An 18,380-nucleotide genomic window follows, 5' to 3' on the forward strand; every position below is an offset into this window, starting at 1 on the left:
TCTGTGGGTCAATCCAAGGCCGTTTACTATATCTACCGACTGGCAGGATTTTTAGTCCCCCACATCCCTCCACGCGTAGGATACTGGCTCTTTGCTCGACTGGGAGACCTCTGTTATTATTTCAGCAGAAATGCACGGGCCAATGTGGTGGACAACCTACATCACGTCCTGGGACCTGAAGCAAGTCGCCAGCACATCCAGCAAGTGGCACGGGAAATCTTTCGTAACCAAGGCCGCAATTACTACGATTTATTTCGCCTGCCCACCCTTTCTCTCTCTAAGATACAATCGCTAGTCGCTGTCCACGGCATCGAACACGTTACGAAAGCACTGGATGCAAAGCAGGGTGTGATATTGGTGACACTCCATTTCGGCAACCTGGATGTAGTAGGACAGATACTCGGCATCTATGGGATAAAGGTTACCGCTCCGGCGGAGCATCTATATCCTCCCGAACTTTTCCGATATGTTTGTGAATTGCGCTCTTTCTTCGGGCTCAAATTGGTGCCTGCAGATTCCTACATGCGGCCGCTGCTGCGTGCGTTGCGCAACAGTGAAGTGGTCGGCATAGCCGCAGACCGCAACCTAAACCAGAGGGGGACTTGGGTGGAGTTTTTTGGCGAGCCCGCCCTCTTGCCCGATGGCCATGTTCGGCTGGCGATGCGCACTGGTGCAAAGATCGTGGTGGCCCTGAGCCGACGCAAATCCGACAATACCTTCGATGCCACAATCGAGCCGTTGACCGACTGGGTGCAGACTGGCAATTTGGAAGAGGATATACAGGCGAACATAAAGGGTATGGTTACTATCCTGGAGCGCTACCTTCGCCGAGACCCCGACCAATGGGTTATGTTCCAGCCGGTATGGAAAGTTGGCAAAAACCCAACTAAGGAGCCGAACAATGGAGGCTGAACGCTGGGGCAAGGCTGACCTGCATATCCATAGCGCTGCCGGTGACGGCATAGCGAGCCCCGCCGAGATATTGGAATATGTTGAATATCACACCGATCTCGATTTGATTGCCATCACCGACCATGACAACCTCTCTGGCAGCATGGAGGCGCGTGAGCTCGCGGCGCGCAAGGGTTATCGCGTCCAAGTCGTTATCGGCAGTGAAGTCACCACCACTGGCGGCCATCTGCTTTGCTATGGCATAGAAGAACGTATTCCGATGCTGCGCTCACTCTCCTATGTAGTCAAACTAGTACACGAGCGTGGGGGTTTCGTGATCGTTCCCCATCCGATGAGTTGGCTCACCATCAGCGTGGGCGAGAGGGCCCTCAGAAAGGCCCAGGCGAGCGAGACAGACGGCCTCTACTTTGATGGGCTGGAAGTGATCAATCCTGCTCTTGCTGGGCGCGTTACTTACTCGCGGCTGCTCCAACTCAACCGCCAGGTGTTGCGCTTAGCCGAATGCGCAGGCAGTGACAGCCACAGCCTCGATTTCCTGGGCACAGTCTACACTCGTTTTCCTGGTTGCACCGTTGAGGATTTCCGCCATGCGCTTCACAACCGCACTACCAAGGCTATGGGCGATTTCTGGGGATTGGAAGAATACCGACAACTATCCAAGATAGCCGGTCGTCAGATGTTCCGTAGTTTAATCCTTGTGCCTGGACAGCATGTACAGCGCGCTTTATACTCCCTCCTTCACAGGCGGGCCCAATGAAAATCGCTCTGGTCTCCCCTTATGATTACCCGTATCCCGGTGGCGTTACGGAGCACATATCTCACCTGGATCGGATCTTCCGTAACTGGGGTCACGAGGTGAAGATCATCGCCCCTTGCACCGCTGAGGCTGGTGAAGGAAGCGAAGACCTTATTAAGATAAGCGATAACGTTGTTCGCTTGCCATTTAGCGGGTCTATTTCGCGGGTGTCGCTTTCACCAAGCGTTTACCGACGGGTCAAGAAGATTCTGCAGCGCGAGAGGTTCGATATCGTGCATTTGCATGAGCCCATGATGCCCGCGGTACCCCTAATGACCTTATATCACTCGAAAAGTATCAACGTTGGCACGTTCCACGCCTATCGGGAGTCGCATTTTATCTTCGAGGCTGCGCAGCCGATTTTACAACGGCTGATGGACAAACTGCATGGAAAGATCGCCGTCTCGATGGCTTCATTGGAGTATATCAGCCGATATTTCCCCGGCGACTATGTGATTATTCCCAATGGCGTTGATGTACAGCGCTTCGGTGCCCCCGATATTCAACCCATTGAGCGTTTTAACGATGGGCGGCCTAACATCCTCTTCGTGGGCCGGCTGGAGAAACGCAAGGGATTCCGCTACTTACTGCAAGCCTATCCCTATGTCAAACAGGCTGTCCCAGAAGTGCGCCTGCTGGTCGTGGGCGCGTACACCAAAGAGGATAAAGAACCCTTCGTTCGTGAGGCCCGGCGGCTTAACTTGCGAGGTATCCATTTCATAGGGCGGGTCTCGGCGGCAGAACTACCTCGCTGGTACCGCTCTTGCGACATCTTCTGTGCTCCTTCCACCGGCTTCGAAAGTTTCGGCATCGTTTTACTGGAGGCGATGGCTGCGGGGAAGCCTATCGTCGCCTCCAGTATTGCAGGCTACCGCACGGTTATGGAAGATGAGGTGGAGGGCCTGTTTGTCGAGCCGGAGAACGAGCGCGATTTAGCCGATAAATTGATTGCCTTGTTAAAAGACCCCGCTCGGAGAAGGCTTATGGGCGAGCGCGGCCGACAGAAAGCCGCAGCCTATTCGTGGGAGCGAGTGGGTGCGCAGGTAATGGACTATTACAATTCGCTTTTAGATAGATGGGGGAAAAGCGCGCATGCTGAGTGAGAGACTACGACGCTGGAGCCAGCGGTTCATCACTCCAATGGCAGTGACAATTGGCAAACTGGGCCTTTCCCCGAACATGTTAACAATCCTGGGGTTCCTCCTGAATATGGCAGTAGCCAGCGTGCTGGCCAGTGGTACATTGCGCGCGGGTGGGGTCTTGGTTATATTGGCGAGCCTGTTCGATACTTTGGATGGCGCGGTGGCGCGTGCGACCAACCGCGTGTCGGTATTCGGGGCCTTTTTCGATTCGGTACTGGATCGGTACTCTGAAGCAGCCTTATACTTTGGCCTGCTAGTATGGTATATCAGACTTGGCTTCACAGAAGGGATATTTCTAGTTTACGCGACCCTCATTGGCTCATTCCTCGTCAGTTACACCCGTGCACGTGCCGAGGGTGTGGGCATTGAGTGCCGCGAGGGCTGGTTCACGCGTTTCGAGCGACTGACCGTGCTTATCCTAGGATTGCTCACACTCCAGTTACGTCTGGCTCTCTGGGTACTGGCCATTTGCTCTAATCTGACGGCAGTGCAACGGATATGGCATGTCTGGCAGGCCACTCGTCAGACACAGCAGTAAGGCACTATGGCAACTCTCACGCTCTTGGGTACTGCGGCGGCCATCCCAACTGTTGGCCACGACACCACATTTATGCTGGTGGCTGGCGACGAATCCACAGTGTTGATTGATTGCGGTGGCAGCCCGGCACAGAAACTGGAGGTGGCTGGGCTTGACATTGAGGAACTGGATTACCTGCTATTCACCCATCGCCACACTGACCACGTCTACGGCGTTCCCTTACTATTGCTCAACTTAAGTCTGTTAGGGCGGACGCGACCGCTGCATTTGGCAGGAAGTGCGGAAACCCTGGACGTCGTTCGACAGTTGCTTAGCACGCTTCATTGGGAAGATTGGCCCACGCCGGTGCCTTTGGTTTGGCATGAGGTATTGATGCGTTATGAAGCGCTGATAGCCGACTTGCCTGATCTACGCCTGAGTGCATGCCCAGTACCTCACTTTGATCTTCAAGCCATCGCTATCAAGGTTCTAGACAAGAAATCGGGCGGAGTAATGGTGTACTCCGGCGACACAGGCTTGGCTTCTCGGTTGGCCCGTTTCGCCCGGGGCGCAGACGTCCTAGTCCATGAGGCAACTGGGCATGTAGATGGTGGGCATTCCTCCGCTGCAGAGGCTGGCCAGGTCGCGCAACAGGCAGGGGCAGGTTTATTGGTTCTTGTGCACTACGATGCGCGAGATCAGGACTTGCGCACCCTAGTCCGCGAAGCCGAGGAGGTTTTCGGCGGACGGGTGGAATTGGGGCGCGATTTCGCGGTATATGAATGGTGATATGCGATGGAAGCGATGAATGTTTTGGGGAACACCATAAGGGTCATCAGGGGATTCCCCTTCATGGCAGGATGAAGAAGTGGGTTACAGAGATGGCATATCAGGGCGACTCTTACTCCTCTCTCGAGCGACGCTTGCTCTGGCCAATACGCAGCGAATTGATGCGCTTCTGGCATCCCTTGGTACGCATTTTGGCTCGCCTCGGTATATCACCCAATGTGGTTTCGTTGTCTCAGATCCCTGCCGGTTTGAGCGTAGTGTGGCTCATCCCAAAACACCCTCGCCTGGCGCTTGCCCTATATGTGATTACCCTCGCGATGGATGGATTGGACGGCGCACTGGCACGACACACAGGCCAGGTCTCCCCGTTCGGTGCACTGATAGACCAATTTTCGGACCATGTCCGCGAGATGATCGTCGTCCTGGGTTTGGTCTGGCTGGGAGCATTACACCCGCTTTTGGGCGGGCTCTTCCCATTCCTGTTGCTCTGTTTTAACCTAACCATTGCCCTCTGCAATCTCTATCAGGTGCCTATCCCACTGGCATTGAAACATTACCTGACCATGTACCCCGGGCTGTTCCTTTATCTGTGGTTCGATATCAATGTGATGAACATTGCTGTGAGCATTAGCGTGTTATTGATGTGCGTAGTAATCATTCAGGGCCTACTGCATTTGCGCGGTGCTCTGACCTAAGCGCGACTATGGCTCGTCGCACCTATAAGCAGGGGACAGAAGCGGGATAGAGTTGCCAAGGTCTATCAATATCTCGAGAACTATTTGCCTGGTCTCTCCCGTCGTTTTCAGATATAATAAGCGTTGATGAAACACTGTGATTTCTGCGACCAGCCTGCTATTTACCGCTGTGCTCAGAGCGGACGCTACCTCTGTGTGAGCCATGCTCGTATTGACGTCGTCGCCCCAGAGGACGGAGACAAAGCACGTCCTCTACCAGTGCGACCGGCTGAACCTGGCGATCGCGAGGCATTGTATGCGCTGGCCATGCACTTCTGGGGGGAAACCGAGGTAGATGCCCTTGGGCAGCGATACGACTTGCTTTCCTTGCCAGCCTTTGTTGCGTGCGTGGGCGATAACGTGGTAGGAGCCCTCTCTTATGCAGTGGAAGATGACCGGCTGCACATTGTTGCCCTTCACATCCTGCCCGACTATCAGGGCTCCGGCACAGGCCACGCCTTAGTTCAAGAAGCCATTGCACAGGCTAAGCGTGAGGGCTTAGCACGGGTTGTGCTCGTTACCACGAATGACAACCTGCCGGCGCTATACTTTTATCAACGCTTGGGCTTCCTTCTCGTTGGTTTGGTACCAGGCGCATTGGTGCACCTACACGGTAGGGAAGAGCCGGGCATGGCAGGCATCCCTGTCCGCGATGAAGTTCAATTGGAACTACCTTTGCGCACGGAGTAAACATGGCAGCGGATCTGATCTTGCGCCGCGGACACATCTACACGATGGATCATAAGCTGCCTTACGCTGAGGCTGTGGCCATCGCAAGGAATCGCATTTTGGCTGTCGGGACGGAAGCGGAGATAGGAGCCTTGTCTGCTCCCGGCACACGAATCATAGATTTGACTGGGCGTGCGGTTATCCCCGGCCTGATTGATGCCCACGTCCATTTTGGCTGGTGGGCTCAAAGATGCCAACGCATAGATCTGCGCAATGCATCCTCAATGCAGGAGTGTCTGGGACGTGTGGCAGCACGGGTAGCGATAACACCAAGCGGTGAATGGCTGCGAGGGGATGGCTGGGATCGTAATCTCTGGTCAGATAGTCCCTTTCCAGATCGTTTTGCATTGGACAAAGTGGCTCCAGAACACCCCGTAGCCCTCTGCAGCAAAGATGGGCATTGCTTATGGGTGAACACGCAGGCTCTTGCTATCCTGGGCATCGGTCCCGATACTCCTGACCCGGCCGGTGGCGAGATCGTCCGCGACCCGCAGACCGGCATGCCCACTGGCATTTTGAAAGAAACGGCACAAAACCTAGTAACCGATCATCTGCCCAAACCAGATTTGCCCACCTACGAGGCTATCCTACGCCAGGCCATCTCTGAGGTCCACCGTCTGGGTATCACTTCGGTGCATGTTCCTGAGGGAACCGAAGAGTTCGCAGCATACCAGTCGCTACGAAACAAGGGCGGACTTCGCCTCCGCATTTATATGATGCTCCCTGTCCAGTCGCTTGAGCAGGCTATCGGAGTGGGTCTGCGCACTGGTTTCGGTGATGAAATGTTGCGCGTGGGTCCAATCAAAATCTTTGCTGACGGGGCTCTCGGATCGCGCACTGCGGATATGTTGGAACCTTATAGCAATGAACCCTACAACTGTGGTATAGAGGTCACCGCCACTGAAGAACTGCGCCAACTCGTTCGGCGTGCCAATGCCGCTGGTTTGACCGTCGCGATTCATGCTATTGGCGATCGCGCCAACCGCCGCGCGATAGACGTGCTATCGGAAATCCATGCCGAGGGATTGGACAAAGGTCTGCGTAACCGCATTGAGCACTTGCAATTGCTCACTCCCGAGGATTTGCCCCGGCTGGCTACATGCGGTGCCATTGCCTCGATGCAGCCTATCCATGCCACATCTGATATGGAGATAGCGGACCGCTATTGGGGAAAGCGGGCGCGCTATGCTTATGCCTGGCGCAGCGTGCTCGACGCCGGGGGGCGGCTGGCCTTTGGATCCGATAGCCCTGTCGAGAGCATCAATCCTTTTCTGGGCATCTACGCGGCGGTTACACGACGCCGTGCCGATGGCACACCGAGGGATGGCTGGTACCCCCAGGAATGTATCAGTGTCGAGGAAGCAGTTCGCGCTTACACGTTAGGAGCAGCCTTTGCCTCAGGCGAAGAACAGATAAAGGGGTCTATCACACCAGGAAAGTTAGCCGATTTGGTGGTTCTCTCCGATAATATTTTCGTCTCTAAACCAGATCGGATGCTCGAAACGTTGCCAGTACTGACGATTTTCGATGGCTGCGTGGTGTTTGAACAATAAAAATACAGTGGGGAGGAAGCGATGGATTTCCTAAATCTATTGTGGCTATTCTTTATCTTGTCGGCGTTAGTACCGGCCATACAGCGCTGGATACTCGTCACCAAGCGCCAGATGGCCATCCACGCCCTGGAACGAAAGCGCAAGTCCCGCGTGATTACGATGATTCACCGGCAGGAGACTATGAGTATCCTGGGGATTCCCATCAGCCGATACATTGACATCGAAGACTCAGAGCAAGTATTACGCGCTATCCGGCTGACTGACGAAAACGTGCCCATTGATCTGGTATTGCACACGCCAGGTGGTCTGGTCCTGGCTGCGGAGCAGATCGCCTGTGCCCTGAACCGTCATAAGGCCAAGGTGACGGTTTTCGTCCCCCACTACGCTATGTCTGGTGGCACATTAGTGGCCTTGGCCGCTGACGAGATTGTGATGGACCCCAACGCTGTACTGGGGCCGGTGGATCCCCAATTAGGCACGCCTGGTGGCGCATATTACCCAGCCGCCTCGGTGCTCGCTGCACTGAAACAGGAGAACCCCAACCGCGATGACCAGACCCTCATCCTAGGTGATGTGGCGAAAAAGGCTATCCAGCAGGTGTACAATACTGTCTTCAATTTACTCCGAGATAACTTGCCCGAAGAAACTGCCAAGAAAATCGCTGGATTGTTGAGCGATGGCACCTGGACTCATGACTACCCCATCTCTGTAGAGGAAGCACGGGGCATGGGCTTGCCTGTTACTGAGGATATGCCCAGGGAGATCTACGAACTGATGGATCTCTATCCGCAGGCCGGTCCACGGCGACCATCGGTCGAGTTCATTCCCCAACCATATCGACCCGTACCCCCTGCACGCAGAAACGGAGAGTCTGTGTAGTATGGTTGGCGGAAAGTACCCTAGCGCACATTTGCGCACCAGTGCGGATTCTGCGCAACAAGAAAGAGGCCCTGGGCGCCATGCCCAGGGCCTCTCGTACTCCTTTTTCAGTCTAATTCGGATGCGCGTTTTTTGAAGCGATAAGTGATACGGCCGCGCATCGGATCATAGGGCGAAAGTTCTACCAGGACCCGATCGCCGAGCAACACCTTGATGTAGTTCTTCCGCATCCGGCCGGAAATATAGGCCAACACCTGTTGACCGTTGTCCAACTCCACACGGAAGGTAGCGTTGGGCAAAGCCTCGGTGATAGTGCCCTGAACCTCTATTTTTTCTTGACTCTCTTTCTTGACCAAAACTCTGCTACTCCTCTTTGATATCGATGCTTGAAGGTTAGGATAGATAATCCCTCAACTGGCGGCTACGGCTAGGGTGTCTGAGCCGGTTCAACGCTTCGCGTTCAATCTGGCGGATACGCTCGCGTGTCAGGCCAAATTTCTCCCCTACCTCTTTTAGGGTATACGAGCGCCCATCCTGAAGCCCGAACCGCAGTCGCAAAATGCGCGCTTCGCGAGGGCTTAAGGTGCTCAACACCTCTTCTAGTTTCTCGGCCAGTAGGTTCTGTGTGGCCATATCGGTGGGTGTAGGCGAATCCTCATCCTCGATGAACTCACCCAGTTCGCTATCTTCCTCCTCGCCAACTGGTTTCTCCAAAGAGAGTGGCCGACGCGAGACCCTCAAGAGCCATCGCACTTTCGTGGGTTCGATGCCCATTTCCTCTGCTATCTCGACCGGCGTAGGCCGTCGTCCTGCATCCTGCTCCAATTGTTGTGCGGTGCGATATACCTTGCGGATACGGTCACCTACGTGGGAGGGCAAACGGATGATACGCCCCTGTTCGGCCAATGCGCGGGTGATGGACTGGCGAATCCACCACGTGGCGTAAGTACTGAATTTGCAGCCGCGGTGGTAGTCAAATTTCTCCACCGCTTTCATCAGGCCAAGGTTGCCTTCTTGGATCAAATCGAGGAAAGGCACACCCTGGCCCATATATCGTTTGGCAATACTGACCACCAAGCGGGTGTTAGCCTTGATGAGATGCGCCCGAGCCGCTTCACCCAACTCAACTTCGCGTTGCAATCTTTCCCGCGTTTGCGGATCCAGGCTGGAAATTCCCTTGGAAGCACGCAGTTGGTTATCGCGGTTCAGGCGCCGAGCAGCACTTCTACCCCGCTCTAGTTGCTTGGCTAACCGGATTTCCTCTTCAGGCGTCAGCAAAGGAACGCTGGCCATTTCCTTCAAGTAGAGACTGATCGTGTCGTCGCTGCCGATGCTACTGAGATCGAAGGCTTCCTCCTGCAACTCTACCTCGGCAGACTCCATCTCCTCGGTTAACTCTTCCTCTTTTTGCTCGCCATCATCGAAGATAATCTCAATGCCTTCGCTATACAAATACATGAACAAGTCTTCTAACTGGGGCAGATTCTTTTCCGCCTCAGGGAAAGCCTCCAAGACATCTTCGAAGGTCAGGTAACCCTGCTCTTCGGCTTTGTCGAGGAGTTCGCGTGTAGGGTTAAGGGTTTTTTCCTTCTCCGTTGTCATGTTGGCAATATCACCACCTAACGTGCGTTTGCGTCTTAGTTGAACGGCAGAGGGCGAAACTGTGGGTTGAGGACTACAGTCCCGCGAAACATGCCCTGCGCTGTTCTCTTGTAGATTCAGCCAAAGTTCTCGTATCTTATCTCTCATCACAGCAGTGTTAATGCCATCCTCTCTTCCTGATTCTCTCGCACGGCTTGCTTTGTCGAAACACGTCGGCTACCGGCTAAAATTGATACGCAAAAATAAACCGCCGCGGTTCGGCGGAGGCGTATACTTAGGTAAGATCGCGCTAAAACAATGAATAGCTTGTATCGCTATCGCGTCATCCTCCTTAACGTAATACTGCCTAACACCGCCAAACCTCGTTTCCTATACTAATTATATCACATTTTCAATCCTATGTCAACCCCCCGCGTCAAGTCAAATGATAATGTCACCGGGAGGCGCATTCTTTCACCCAGGGCAGACCCAGTTGACGCTTTGGCTGGCTAATGGTAGAATGAAAATGCCTATTGCTCTCTGATTTTCGGAGGTCTGGCTCTCGTATGAACGGGAAACGCGCGGTTCTTTTTGGGTTACTTACCGTCCTTATGGACGTGGCGATGATCATCCTGGGCTTTCTCCTGGCCTACTGGATGCGCCTACTCACCGAGTATCCTGCACCTGTGAACCCTTATCCCTTCCGTTACTACAGTGGCATGTTAGTTGTTCAGATATTCACTTTGCTCGCCACTTTCTTTTTCTATCGCCTTTATCACCCCAAGCGCAGTATGTCCCGCATTGACAAGTTCACCTCCATCTTTTCGGCAGTGTCCATTGGCACTATTATGGCCATGGCCTTCACATCCTTTATCTACAAAAATGAACTGGACTACCCTCGTGCTATGATTCTCTATGCCTGGATACTGACTGTGGTCACTGTCGCCATCGGTCGCCTCACCACCGACCATCTTTGGCAACGTTGGCGCAGGGACAATCCGAGCCGTGTGTTGATCGTGGGCGCTGGTGATGTGGGGCGAATGATCTTGCAGAAGATTCATCAGTCTCCCAATTTGGGCTATGTCTGCGTGGGTTTCGCCGACGATACTCCAGGCCGCACAGAAGTGGCGGGTGTGCCAATCCTGGGGCGTACCAGAGAGGTAGGACTCATCATTCGTCAGCACGATGTGCACGACGTCATTATAGGCCTGCCCGAGGCCAGCCATGAAGATATCCTCGAAATCATCTCTCAATGCGAAGGGGCCCGCGTTGGCGTCCGTGTGTTTCCCGACTTATTCCAGATCATGGCCTCCGAAGTGAGCATTGACGATATGAGTGGGTTACCCCTATTGTCGGTGCGCGATGTGGCCATGCGTGGCTGGCGGCTGACTATCAAACGGGCGATGGATGTCATCATCAGCGGGCTCTTTCTTATTTTCGCTTCTCCGCTTATGCTGTTTTTGGCTCTATTGATCAAACTGGATTCACCCGGTCCAGTTTTTTATAGCCAAGAACGCATGGGGTTGGATGCAAAGCCTTTTCCTATGCTCAAGTTCCGTTCCATGCGTGTGGGCGCGGAAGACGAGACCGGTCCAGTATGGGCCACAAAAGACGATCCACGCCGTACACGAGTGGGCTCCTTTTTGCGCCGTTATTCCCTCGATGAGTTGCCGCAGTTCATCAATGTGCTTCTGGGTGACATGAGTTTGGTTGGTCCTCGGCCCGAGCGTCCTATTTTCGTGGAACAATTCCGCCAAGTGGTACCGCGTTACATGGAGCGACACAAGGAAAAGGCCGGTCTGACCGGGTGGGCCCAGGTCAATGGGTTGCGCGGAGATACCTCCATCATCGAGCGTACCAAGTACGACCTCTGGTACATCGAGAACTGGTCCCTAGCCCTCGACATCAAGATCATGTTGAAGACACTCGCTGCCCTCTTCCGAGGCAAGAATGCCTACTAAACTTATTCTCTCTAGTTATTAGGTCTTAAGGAGAGGGCCGCATTCGCGGCTGTGTTAGACTTTCGCTAGAGTTTATTCTCACCCTCTTGACTTAGTGGTTAGTTCGTGGTATGATTTTAGCACTCGATACAATTGAGTGCCAATGAACTTTCGAAATGTTATCTGATATATTATGGACGAGTTGACGGCCCGAAGAGAAAAGATCCTGTGCATTGTGATCAGCGAGTACGTGGAGACGGCCAAGCCGGTAGGCTCTGCCACCATCGTTGAGAACTACGATCTGGGAGTGAGTCCCGCTACGGTGCGTAATGAACTATCCTATCTCACCGAGCAGGGCTATCTCTCCCAACCTCACACATCTGCAGGCCGCGTGCCCACTGAGAAGGGCTATCGCTACTTTGTCGAGAGGCTGATGGAGGATGCTCAATTGCCTCCAGCGGAACAATTAATGATCCGCCATCAGTTCTATCAGGTGGGCATGGACCTAGAACAGTGGATGAAACTGGCTGCGGCGGTATTGGCTCGCACGGGCCGAGGAGCAGCACTGGTCACCACACCTCGTGCGCCCTATTCCCGCTTGCGCCACATTGAACTGATCTCCGTCAGCGAGAACGCGGGGCTGATGGTGTTGGTGCTACAAGGCGGCATTGTACGCCAGCAGGTGTTATTGCTCACCGACCCCGTTAGCCAGGAAGAACTCAGCCGTTTGTCAAATCGCTTGAATATGGCTCTGGTGAATCAGACTGTCAGTGGTGTAGAGACCTACCTGGAACGATTGTCAACGACGGCATTCAGTCGGCTTGAGGTAGAGGTTCTGCAACGCGTGGCAGAGATCATGAGGGCTGCTGATTCACGCCCTGCTTATGAGGTTTACCATGACGGTTTGGTGCAGACTTTGCAGGAGCCAGAGTTTTCTGAGATTACCCGTGCTCGTCAATTTGTAGAGATCGTTGAGGGTGGGTGGCTCTTGGATGCGATCATGGCCCAGATGGTTCGCCAGAACGGTGTGCACGTGATCATTGGAGGCGAGGGCCGCTGGGCTGAGGTTGGCGATTACAGCATGGTCTTCTCTACTTACGGCCCTGCTGAGGCCAGTGGTATCCTGGGGTTGTTGGGGCCGATGCGCATGTCCTACGGGCGGGCCATTTCTACTGTCCGTTACGTGGCCCGATTGATGAGCGATTTGCTACAGAGCCTGTATGGAGAAACGAAAGCGGAGTAAGGAGGGCTTTGGTACTATGGCCGATCGGGGGAATGGAGGAGACGTTAGCGAGACTGCAGTACCGAAAACTCCCGAGACGGGAGTTTCTGATGCAGACGCTGAAGTTCAGGTGGATCTCAATGCGGCTCTCAAAGCGGCCAAGGAAAAAGCGGATGAATACTTGGACCAGTTACGTCGCACGGCCGCTGATTTCGCCAATTATCGTAAGCGGGTCGAAAAAGAGCGTGAAGAAATCATCCGTTTTGGCAACGTTCTTCTGATGACCAAGTTGTTGCCAGTCCTGGACGATTTGGATCGCGCTTTTGCTACTTTGCCGTCGGATCTGCGCCGATTGACTTGGTTCGATGGCGTCGCCCTGATTGACCGCCGATTGCGGTTGATACTGGAACAAGAAGGTTTGCAGGCAATAGAGTGTTTGGGAAAGCAATTCGATCCTACGGAGCACGAAGCGGTTCTCTATGAGGAGACAACTGAAGTGCCCGATGGCCAGATATTGGCCGAACTGCAAAGAGGCTACAAAGCGGGCGATCGGGTGATTCGACCAGCATTGGTCAAGGTCGCGAAAGCACCTGCAGCGTCCCAAAGGGACTCTGCTGTTGCAGGGCCGGACGCCACCATCGCGGAGACTGAACCAGCGAAGGGCTCCAATGAAAGAAAAGCGGGAGGCCCTGCAGAAGATAATGAAAGTTAGAACTGATCTTCACAGGTAGGTAAAGGAGGGTAGTATGGGTAAGATTATTGGTATAGATTTGGGCACCACCTTTTCCGTGATGGCTGTCATGGAGGGTGGTGAACCGGTTGTCATACCGAACTCGGAGGGTGGGCGCTTGACTCCCTCGGTCGTCGCCGTGAACTCGAAAACGGGCGAGCGATTGGTGGGACAAGTGGCGCGGCGTCAAGCTATTACCAACCCAGAGAACACCATTTTTTCTATCAAGCGTTTTATGGGACGTAAGTACGACGATCCCGAAGTACAGCGCGCCATCAAGCGATTGCCGTACAAGGTGACCGCTGCACCCAATGGCGACGTGCGCGTTTGGATGGGCGGCAGAGAGTATTCCCCACCTGAGATATCGGCTATGATCCTGCAAAAACTGAAGGCCGACGCCGAGGCCTATCTAGGCGAGCCCGTAACGCAGGCAGTTATCACGGTACCTGCCTACTTCAATGATAGCCAGCGTCAGGCTACCAAAGATGCCGGTAAGATCGCGGGGCTCGAAGTCCTACGCATCATTAATGAACCTACGGCATCGTCATTGGCCTACGGCCTTGACAAAAAGAAAGACGAGCAAATCGCCGTTTATGATCTAGGCGGTGGCACGTTTGATATATCCATTCTCGATATCGGCGAAGGCGTATTCGAAGTCAAATCAACGAATGGCGATACGTTCCTAGGAGGTGATGACTTCGACCAACGCATCATCGATTACGTTGCTGATGAGTTCAAGAAAGAACAGGGCATTGATCTGCGTCAGGATCGTATGGCCCTGCAACGACTCAAAGAGGCGGCGGAGAAGGCGAAGATTGAACTCTCCACCATGATGGAGACTGAGATCAATCTGCCTTTCATCACCGCCGACGCCTCGGGCCCTAAGCACCTGCAAATGAAACTCACGCGAGCCAAGTTAGAACAACTGGTAGATGACCTAATCCAGAGGACCATTGAGCCTGTTCGACTCGCGCTACAGGACGCCGGGTACAGTGTGGAGGACATTGATGAGGTCGTACTTGTCGGTGGTCAAACCCGGATGCCCAAGGTACAGGAAGTGGTACGCAACTTCTTCAAACGCGAGCCACACAAGGGTGTGAACCCGGACGAGGTGGTGGCGATTGGCGCAGCCATCCAAGCCGGTGTGCTGGGCGGCGAAGTCAAGGACATTCTCCTCCTAGACGTGACACCACTGACACTGGGTATCGAGACCTTGGGCGGTGTCGCCACACCGCTTATAGAGCGCAACACTACCATTCCAACTCGCAAGAGTCAGATTTTCTCGACGGCCGCCGATGGTCAGACCAGCGTGGAGATCCACGTGGTGCAGGGCGAGCGCCCGATGGCTGCCGACAACAAGACACTGGGGCGTTTTATCCTGGATGGCATTCCTCCTGCTCCACGCGGCATCCCACAAATCGAAGTGACCTTTGACATAGACGCCGACGGCATCCTGCATGTCACCGCCCAGGACAAAGCCACCGGGCGCGCTCAAAACATCACCATCACCGCTTCCAGTGGCTTGTCCAAGGAAGAGGTAGAGCGCATGATCAAGGAAGCCGAGCAACACGCTGCACAGGACCGCAAGCGCAAGGAAGAGGCCGAGGCGCGAAATAATGCGGACGCGATGATCTATCAGGCCGAGAAAACGCTTCGTGAGCTAGGCGATAAGGTGCCCGGGAATTTGAAGAGCGAAGTCGAGGGGAAAGTAGCTGCCGTGCGTTCCGCGTTGCAGGGGCAGGATGTGGATCGCATCCGTTCCACCACCCGCGAACTCAGCGAAACCCTCCAGCGTGTGGGCGCTGTGATGTATCAACAGCCAGGCGGGGGTACTCCACCACCGGGTGGCACGGAGACCCGCGGCAAGCCCAGCGACGAGGGAACAGTGGAAGGCGAGTTCCGCGAAGTATAAATGGCGATCAAGACCCTATAGTTAGAGCTCTTGTAGAGGGATAGGGAGAAAGTCCCCTATCCCTCTTCCGCTTTGCAGCGGCCTACACTTGCGGTATACTAAATATAAGATCGAAGACTGGTCGAGCAACAGGCTGTGAGAATGAGCGGCAAACGCGATTATTACGAAGTTTTAGGGGTGGACCGCCGAGCCAGCACTGATGAGATCAAGCGAGCGTACCGCCGTCTGGCCCTGCAATACCATCCCGACAGAAACAAGAACCCCGAGGCAGAGGAAATCTTTAAGGAGATAGCCGAGGCATACGAGGTGCTCAGCAATCCGGAGAAACGCGCTGTCTATGACCGCTACGGACATAGCGGCCCACTGGACGTATGGGGCGGCTTCGGCGACTTTCGGGACCCGTTCGAGATATTCGAAGAAATCTTTGGCTTTGGCACACGACCTCGGACTGGCCGCCGCGCTGTAGCCGGTGAAGACCGCCGTTACAATCTGACTATTTCCTTCGAAGAGGCTGCCTTCGGAACGGAGAAAGAACTGGAGATCGAGCGCCTCGAACTTTGCGATGAGTGTGGCGGCAGCGGGGCGAAGCCGGGGACACACCCAATCCGCTGTCCCGACTGTAATGGTTCTGGCCAAACGCGCCGCGTACAGCAAACCATTCTGGGTTCTTTTGTCAGCGTGACCACTTGTTCTCGCTGTCAAGGGGAAGGCGAGGTCGTGAGTTCGCCCTGCGATAAATGTCATGGACAGCGGCGTGTGCGCGTTACCCGGCGTATTAGCGTGAAGATTCCGGCTGGAGTGGAGGACGGGACTCGTGTCCGTCTTGCGGGCGAGGGTGATGCAGGTATGTGGGGTGGGCCAGCAGGAGATCTGTACATCTTCCTCCGGGTCAAACCTCACCGCTTCTTCCAACGGCAAAACAACGACATCCTTGTGGAACTGGTCATCAATGTGGCCCAGGCCGCTCTTGGTGATGAGGTGATGGTGCCGACGCTCGACGGGGACCAACCCCTGGTGATCCCAGCTGGCACCCAGAATGGCCAAGTCTTCCGACTGAAAGGTAAGGGCGTGCCCTATCTCCGCCGGAGTGGGCGTGGTGACCAGTTGGTAAGCATACGAGTGGCTACTCCCACTAACTTGACTGATGAGCAGAAGAGGCTTTTCCGAGAACTTTCCAAAACGCTTGGGCGCGAGGTGATCCCTCAGGAGCCAAAAGGCTTCTTCGAGAGGGTGCGCGATGCCTTTGGAGTGTGATCTTTCCGAGTGGCTTGAGATCAGCGTGTCGGTTGACGGTGAAGCAGCAGAGGCTGTCTCACAGGTATTCAACCGCTATGGAGTCGGTGGCGCAGTACTAGAGTTGCGTGTGCTGGATGCGCCCGACGACACTTATTACAGCGTTGCGCCGAAGGGCTCAGTCAAAACATACATACCAGTCGAGGATGAGGACACTCGGCAAAAGATAGAGCGGGCGCTCTGGCTCTTGGGACGCCTTTATCCCCTGCCTGAGCCGCAATTCAAAGTCCTGGCAGCCAGAGATTGGGCAGAGGCTTGGCGGCAGAATTTTGGCCTCCAACGTGTGGGGTGCTCATTTGTTATCAAACCGCCCTGGGAGGCTTACACGCCAGCACCAGGTGAACGCATTATTGAACTGGAACCGGGAATGGCCTTTGGCACAGGCTTGCATCCCTCCACACGCCTTTGCCTGATGGCTCTCGAAGATTACCTATCGCCCGGTGATAGCGCGCTCGACCTGGGCACAGGTTCTGGTATTTTGGCAATCGCTGCGGCACGGCTTGGGGCAAATTCGGTCCTGGCGCTGGATATTGACCCTGTGGCCGTGAATGAGGCTCGTAGTAATATTGAACGTAACGGCGTTAGTCAGCAAGTGAGGCTTTATGTGGGCTCATTAATTCCGCCCGCGAACGCAAAACCTGGCTTTTATGTACCGCAAGGCCAACGCTTCGACTGCGTGGTTGTGAACATCCTTGCGGAGATTATCGCCTCGTTGGCTCCTCGCTTGACTGGCTCTCTGAAGCCTACTGGGCGGATCATCGCTTCCGGCATCATTGAGGAGCGGCTTGACATTGTACTTGACGCCTTTGCAAAATTCGGACTGGCCATTCGAGAGGAGAAACGCGAGCAGGATTGGGTGGCCTTGATCGCCACTCTGCGGTGAGAGAAGAGATTGACCGTGCACCGTTTTTTTGTTCCTCCAGAAAGCCTGCGTGGCGGAAAAGCAGAGATCACCGGACCGCAAGTCCACCAGATACGCAGTGTACTGCGCATGGGTCCGGGCGATCAATTCACGGTGCTCGATGATTCTGGCTGGGAATACCAGGTCGAGATCGAGGGTGTAGATCGAGAGCGTCTTGAGGCCCGTATCCTGAACAAGAAACTGGCCACTTCTGAGCCACGCACGAAGATCACCCTCTATCAAGCAGTGCTGAGGGCGCAGAATTTCGAGTGGGTGTTGCAGAAAGGTACAGAGCTCGGCGTGGTGGAGTTTGTACCCATTATCACGGAGCGTTGCGTGATCTCCGCATTGGATGACGTGAGCGAGTCCAAACTACAACGGTGGCGGCGCATTATCCAAGAGGCTGCCGAACAATCGGGCCGAGGACGTCTGCCCAGGCTGCGGCCCGTGCTCCTTTTTCCCCAAGGGTGTGAACGGGCGCGTCACTCAGATTTGGCACTGATTCCATGGGAAGAGGAGCACAGAACCACATTGCATTCAGTTCTCTCTTCGTACTCCGCCAATTGGCGACCTTTTTCGGTGAGCGTTTTCGTCGGTCCTGAAGGTGGTTTTACCAGAAAAGAGATGGATCATGCCCGGCGTTATGGCATCATCCCGGTGACTATGGGCCCACGTGTGTTGCGGGCCGAGACGGCGGCGATGGCCATGACTGCGGCACTCTTCTACGAGTTCGGCGATTGGGGATGGTAG

At 54.6% G+C, this 18,380-nt stretch carries 18 protein-coding genes; 16 read left to right on the forward strand and 2 right to left on the reverse strand.

Annotated features, from left to right (window positions below):
* Positions 1–3: 3 nt before the first annotated feature.
* The 9 genes from H5T64_06295 (at position 4) to H5T64_06335 (ending at position 8,051) form a co-directional block, all read left to right on the forward strand.
* On the forward strand, positions 4–912 hold the full coding sequence (locus tag H5T64_06295) for a lysophospholipid acyltransferase family protein (protein MBC7263958.1): 909 nt from the start codon (positions 4–6) through the stop codon (positions 910–912).
* Positions 902–1,669, forward strand: a complete 768-nt coding sequence (locus H5T64_06300; GenBank protein ID MBC7263959.1) for a phosphotransferase — start codon at positions 902–904, stop codon at positions 1,667–1,669. Before H5T64_06295 ends, H5T64_06300 begins: the two co-directional genes overlap by 11 nt.
* On the forward strand, positions 1,666–2,811 hold the full coding sequence (locus H5T64_06305) for a glycosyltransferase family 4 protein (protein MBC7263960.1): 1,146 nt from the start codon (positions 1,666–1,668) through the stop codon (positions 2,809–2,811). The genes H5T64_06300 and H5T64_06305 overlap by 4 nt, the downstream gene beginning before the upstream one ends.
* Complete coding sequence (locus H5T64_06310) at positions 2,801–3,388, forward strand: CDP-alcohol phosphatidyltransferase family protein (protein MBC7263961.1); 588 nt, start codon at positions 2,801–2,803, stop codon at positions 3,386–3,388. Before H5T64_06305 ends, H5T64_06310 begins: the two co-directional genes overlap by 11 nt.
* Positions 3,389–3,394: 6 nt before the next feature.
* Positions 3,395–4,156: an MBL fold metallo-hydrolase gene (locus H5T64_06315; GenBank protein ID MBC7263962.1), complete on the forward strand. Its 762-nt coding sequence runs from the start codon at positions 3,395–3,397 to the stop codon at positions 4,154–4,156.
* 71 nt (positions 4,157–4,227) lie between these two features.
* On the forward strand, positions 4,228–4,851 hold the full coding sequence (locus tag H5T64_06320) for a CDP-alcohol phosphatidyltransferase family protein (GenBank protein MBC7263963.1): 624 nt from the start codon (positions 4,228–4,230) through the stop codon (positions 4,849–4,851).
* Positions 4,852–4,977: 126 nt separating this feature from the next.
* Entirely contained in the window at positions 4,978–5,580 is a 603-nt protein-coding gene (locus tag H5T64_06325; protein ID MBC7263964.1) for a GNAT family N-acetyltransferase, read from the forward strand.
* A 2-nt stretch (positions 5,581–5,582) separates the two neighbouring features.
* Positions 5,583–7,172, forward strand: coding sequence for an amidohydrolase (locus H5T64_06330; GenBank protein MBC7263965.1), 1,590 nt, complete (start codon positions 5,583–5,585; stop codon positions 7,170–7,172).
* Positions 7,173–7,193: 21 nt separating this feature from the next.
* Positions 7,194–8,051 carry an ATP-dependent Clp protease proteolytic subunit gene (locus H5T64_06335; protein MBC7263966.1) on the forward strand — a complete coding sequence of 286 codons (858 nt, stop codon included), beginning with the start codon at positions 7,194–7,196 and terminating at the stop codon, positions 8,049–8,051.
* Positions 8,052–8,158: 107 nt separating this feature from the next.
* On the opposite strand, the gene infA is transcribed toward H5T64_06335, so the two are convergent.
* A complete protein-coding gene (gene infA, locus H5T64_06340) occupies positions 8,159–8,407 on the reverse strand; it encodes a translation initiation factor IF-1 (protein ID MBC7263967.1) in 249 nt (82 codons plus the stop codon).
* Positions 8,408–8,444: 37 nt separating this feature from the next.
* Complete coding sequence (locus H5T64_06345; protein MBC7263968.1) at positions 8,445–9,653, reverse strand: sigma-70 family RNA polymerase sigma factor; 1,209 nt, start codon at positions 9,651–9,653, stop codon at positions 8,445–8,447.
* A gap of 545 nt (positions 9,654–10,198) precedes the next feature.
* Between H5T64_06345 and H5T64_06350 the strand changes: the two genes are divergently transcribed.
* From H5T64_06350 to H5T64_06380, 7 genes are all read left to right on the forward strand, one after another.
* Positions 10,199–11,593 carry an undecaprenyl-phosphate glucose phosphotransferase gene (locus H5T64_06350; GenBank protein ID MBC7263969.1) on the forward strand — a complete coding sequence of 465 codons (1,395 nt, stop codon included), beginning with the start codon at positions 10,199–10,201 and terminating at the stop codon, positions 11,591–11,593.
* 172 nt (positions 11,594–11,765) lie between these two features.
* A complete protein-coding gene (hrcA, locus tag H5T64_06355; protein ID MBC7263970.1) occupies positions 11,766–12,815 on the forward strand; it encodes a heat-inducible transcription repressor HrcA in 1,050 nt (349 codons plus the stop codon).
* A gap of 16 nt (positions 12,816–12,831) precedes the next feature.
* Positions 12,832–13,506 (forward strand): nucleotide exchange factor GrpE, encoded by a 675-nt coding sequence (locus tag H5T64_06360; protein ID MBC7263971.1) that lies wholly within the window; start codon positions 12,832–12,834, stop codon positions 13,504–13,506.
* Between the two features lie 34 nt (positions 13,507–13,540).
* Positions 13,541–15,436: a molecular chaperone DnaK gene (dnaK, locus tag H5T64_06365; GenBank protein MBC7263972.1), complete on the forward strand. Its 1,896-nt coding sequence runs from the start codon at positions 13,541–13,543 to the stop codon at positions 15,434–15,436.
* Between the two features lie 141 nt (positions 15,437–15,577).
* Entirely contained in the window at positions 15,578–16,690 is a 1,113-nt protein-coding gene (gene dnaJ, locus H5T64_06370; protein ID MBC7263973.1) for a molecular chaperone DnaJ, read from the forward strand.
* A complete protein-coding gene (gene prmA / locus H5T64_06375; GenBank protein ID MBC7263974.1) occupies positions 16,674–17,612 on the forward strand; it encodes a 50S ribosomal protein L11 methyltransferase in 939 nt (312 codons plus the stop codon). The genes dnaJ and prmA overlap by 17 nt, the downstream gene beginning before the upstream one ends.
* A 15-nt stretch (positions 17,613–17,627) precedes the next feature.
* On the forward strand, positions 17,628–18,380 hold the full coding sequence (locus H5T64_06380) for a 16S rRNA (uracil(1498)-N(3))-methyltransferase (protein MBC7263975.1): 753 nt from the start codon (positions 17,628–17,630) through the stop codon (positions 18,378–18,380).

The sequence above is a fragment of the Chloroflexota bacterium genome (assembly GCA_014360825.1).
Lineage (GTDB): Bacteria > Chloroflexota > Anaerolineae > UBA2200 > JACIWT01 > JACIWT01.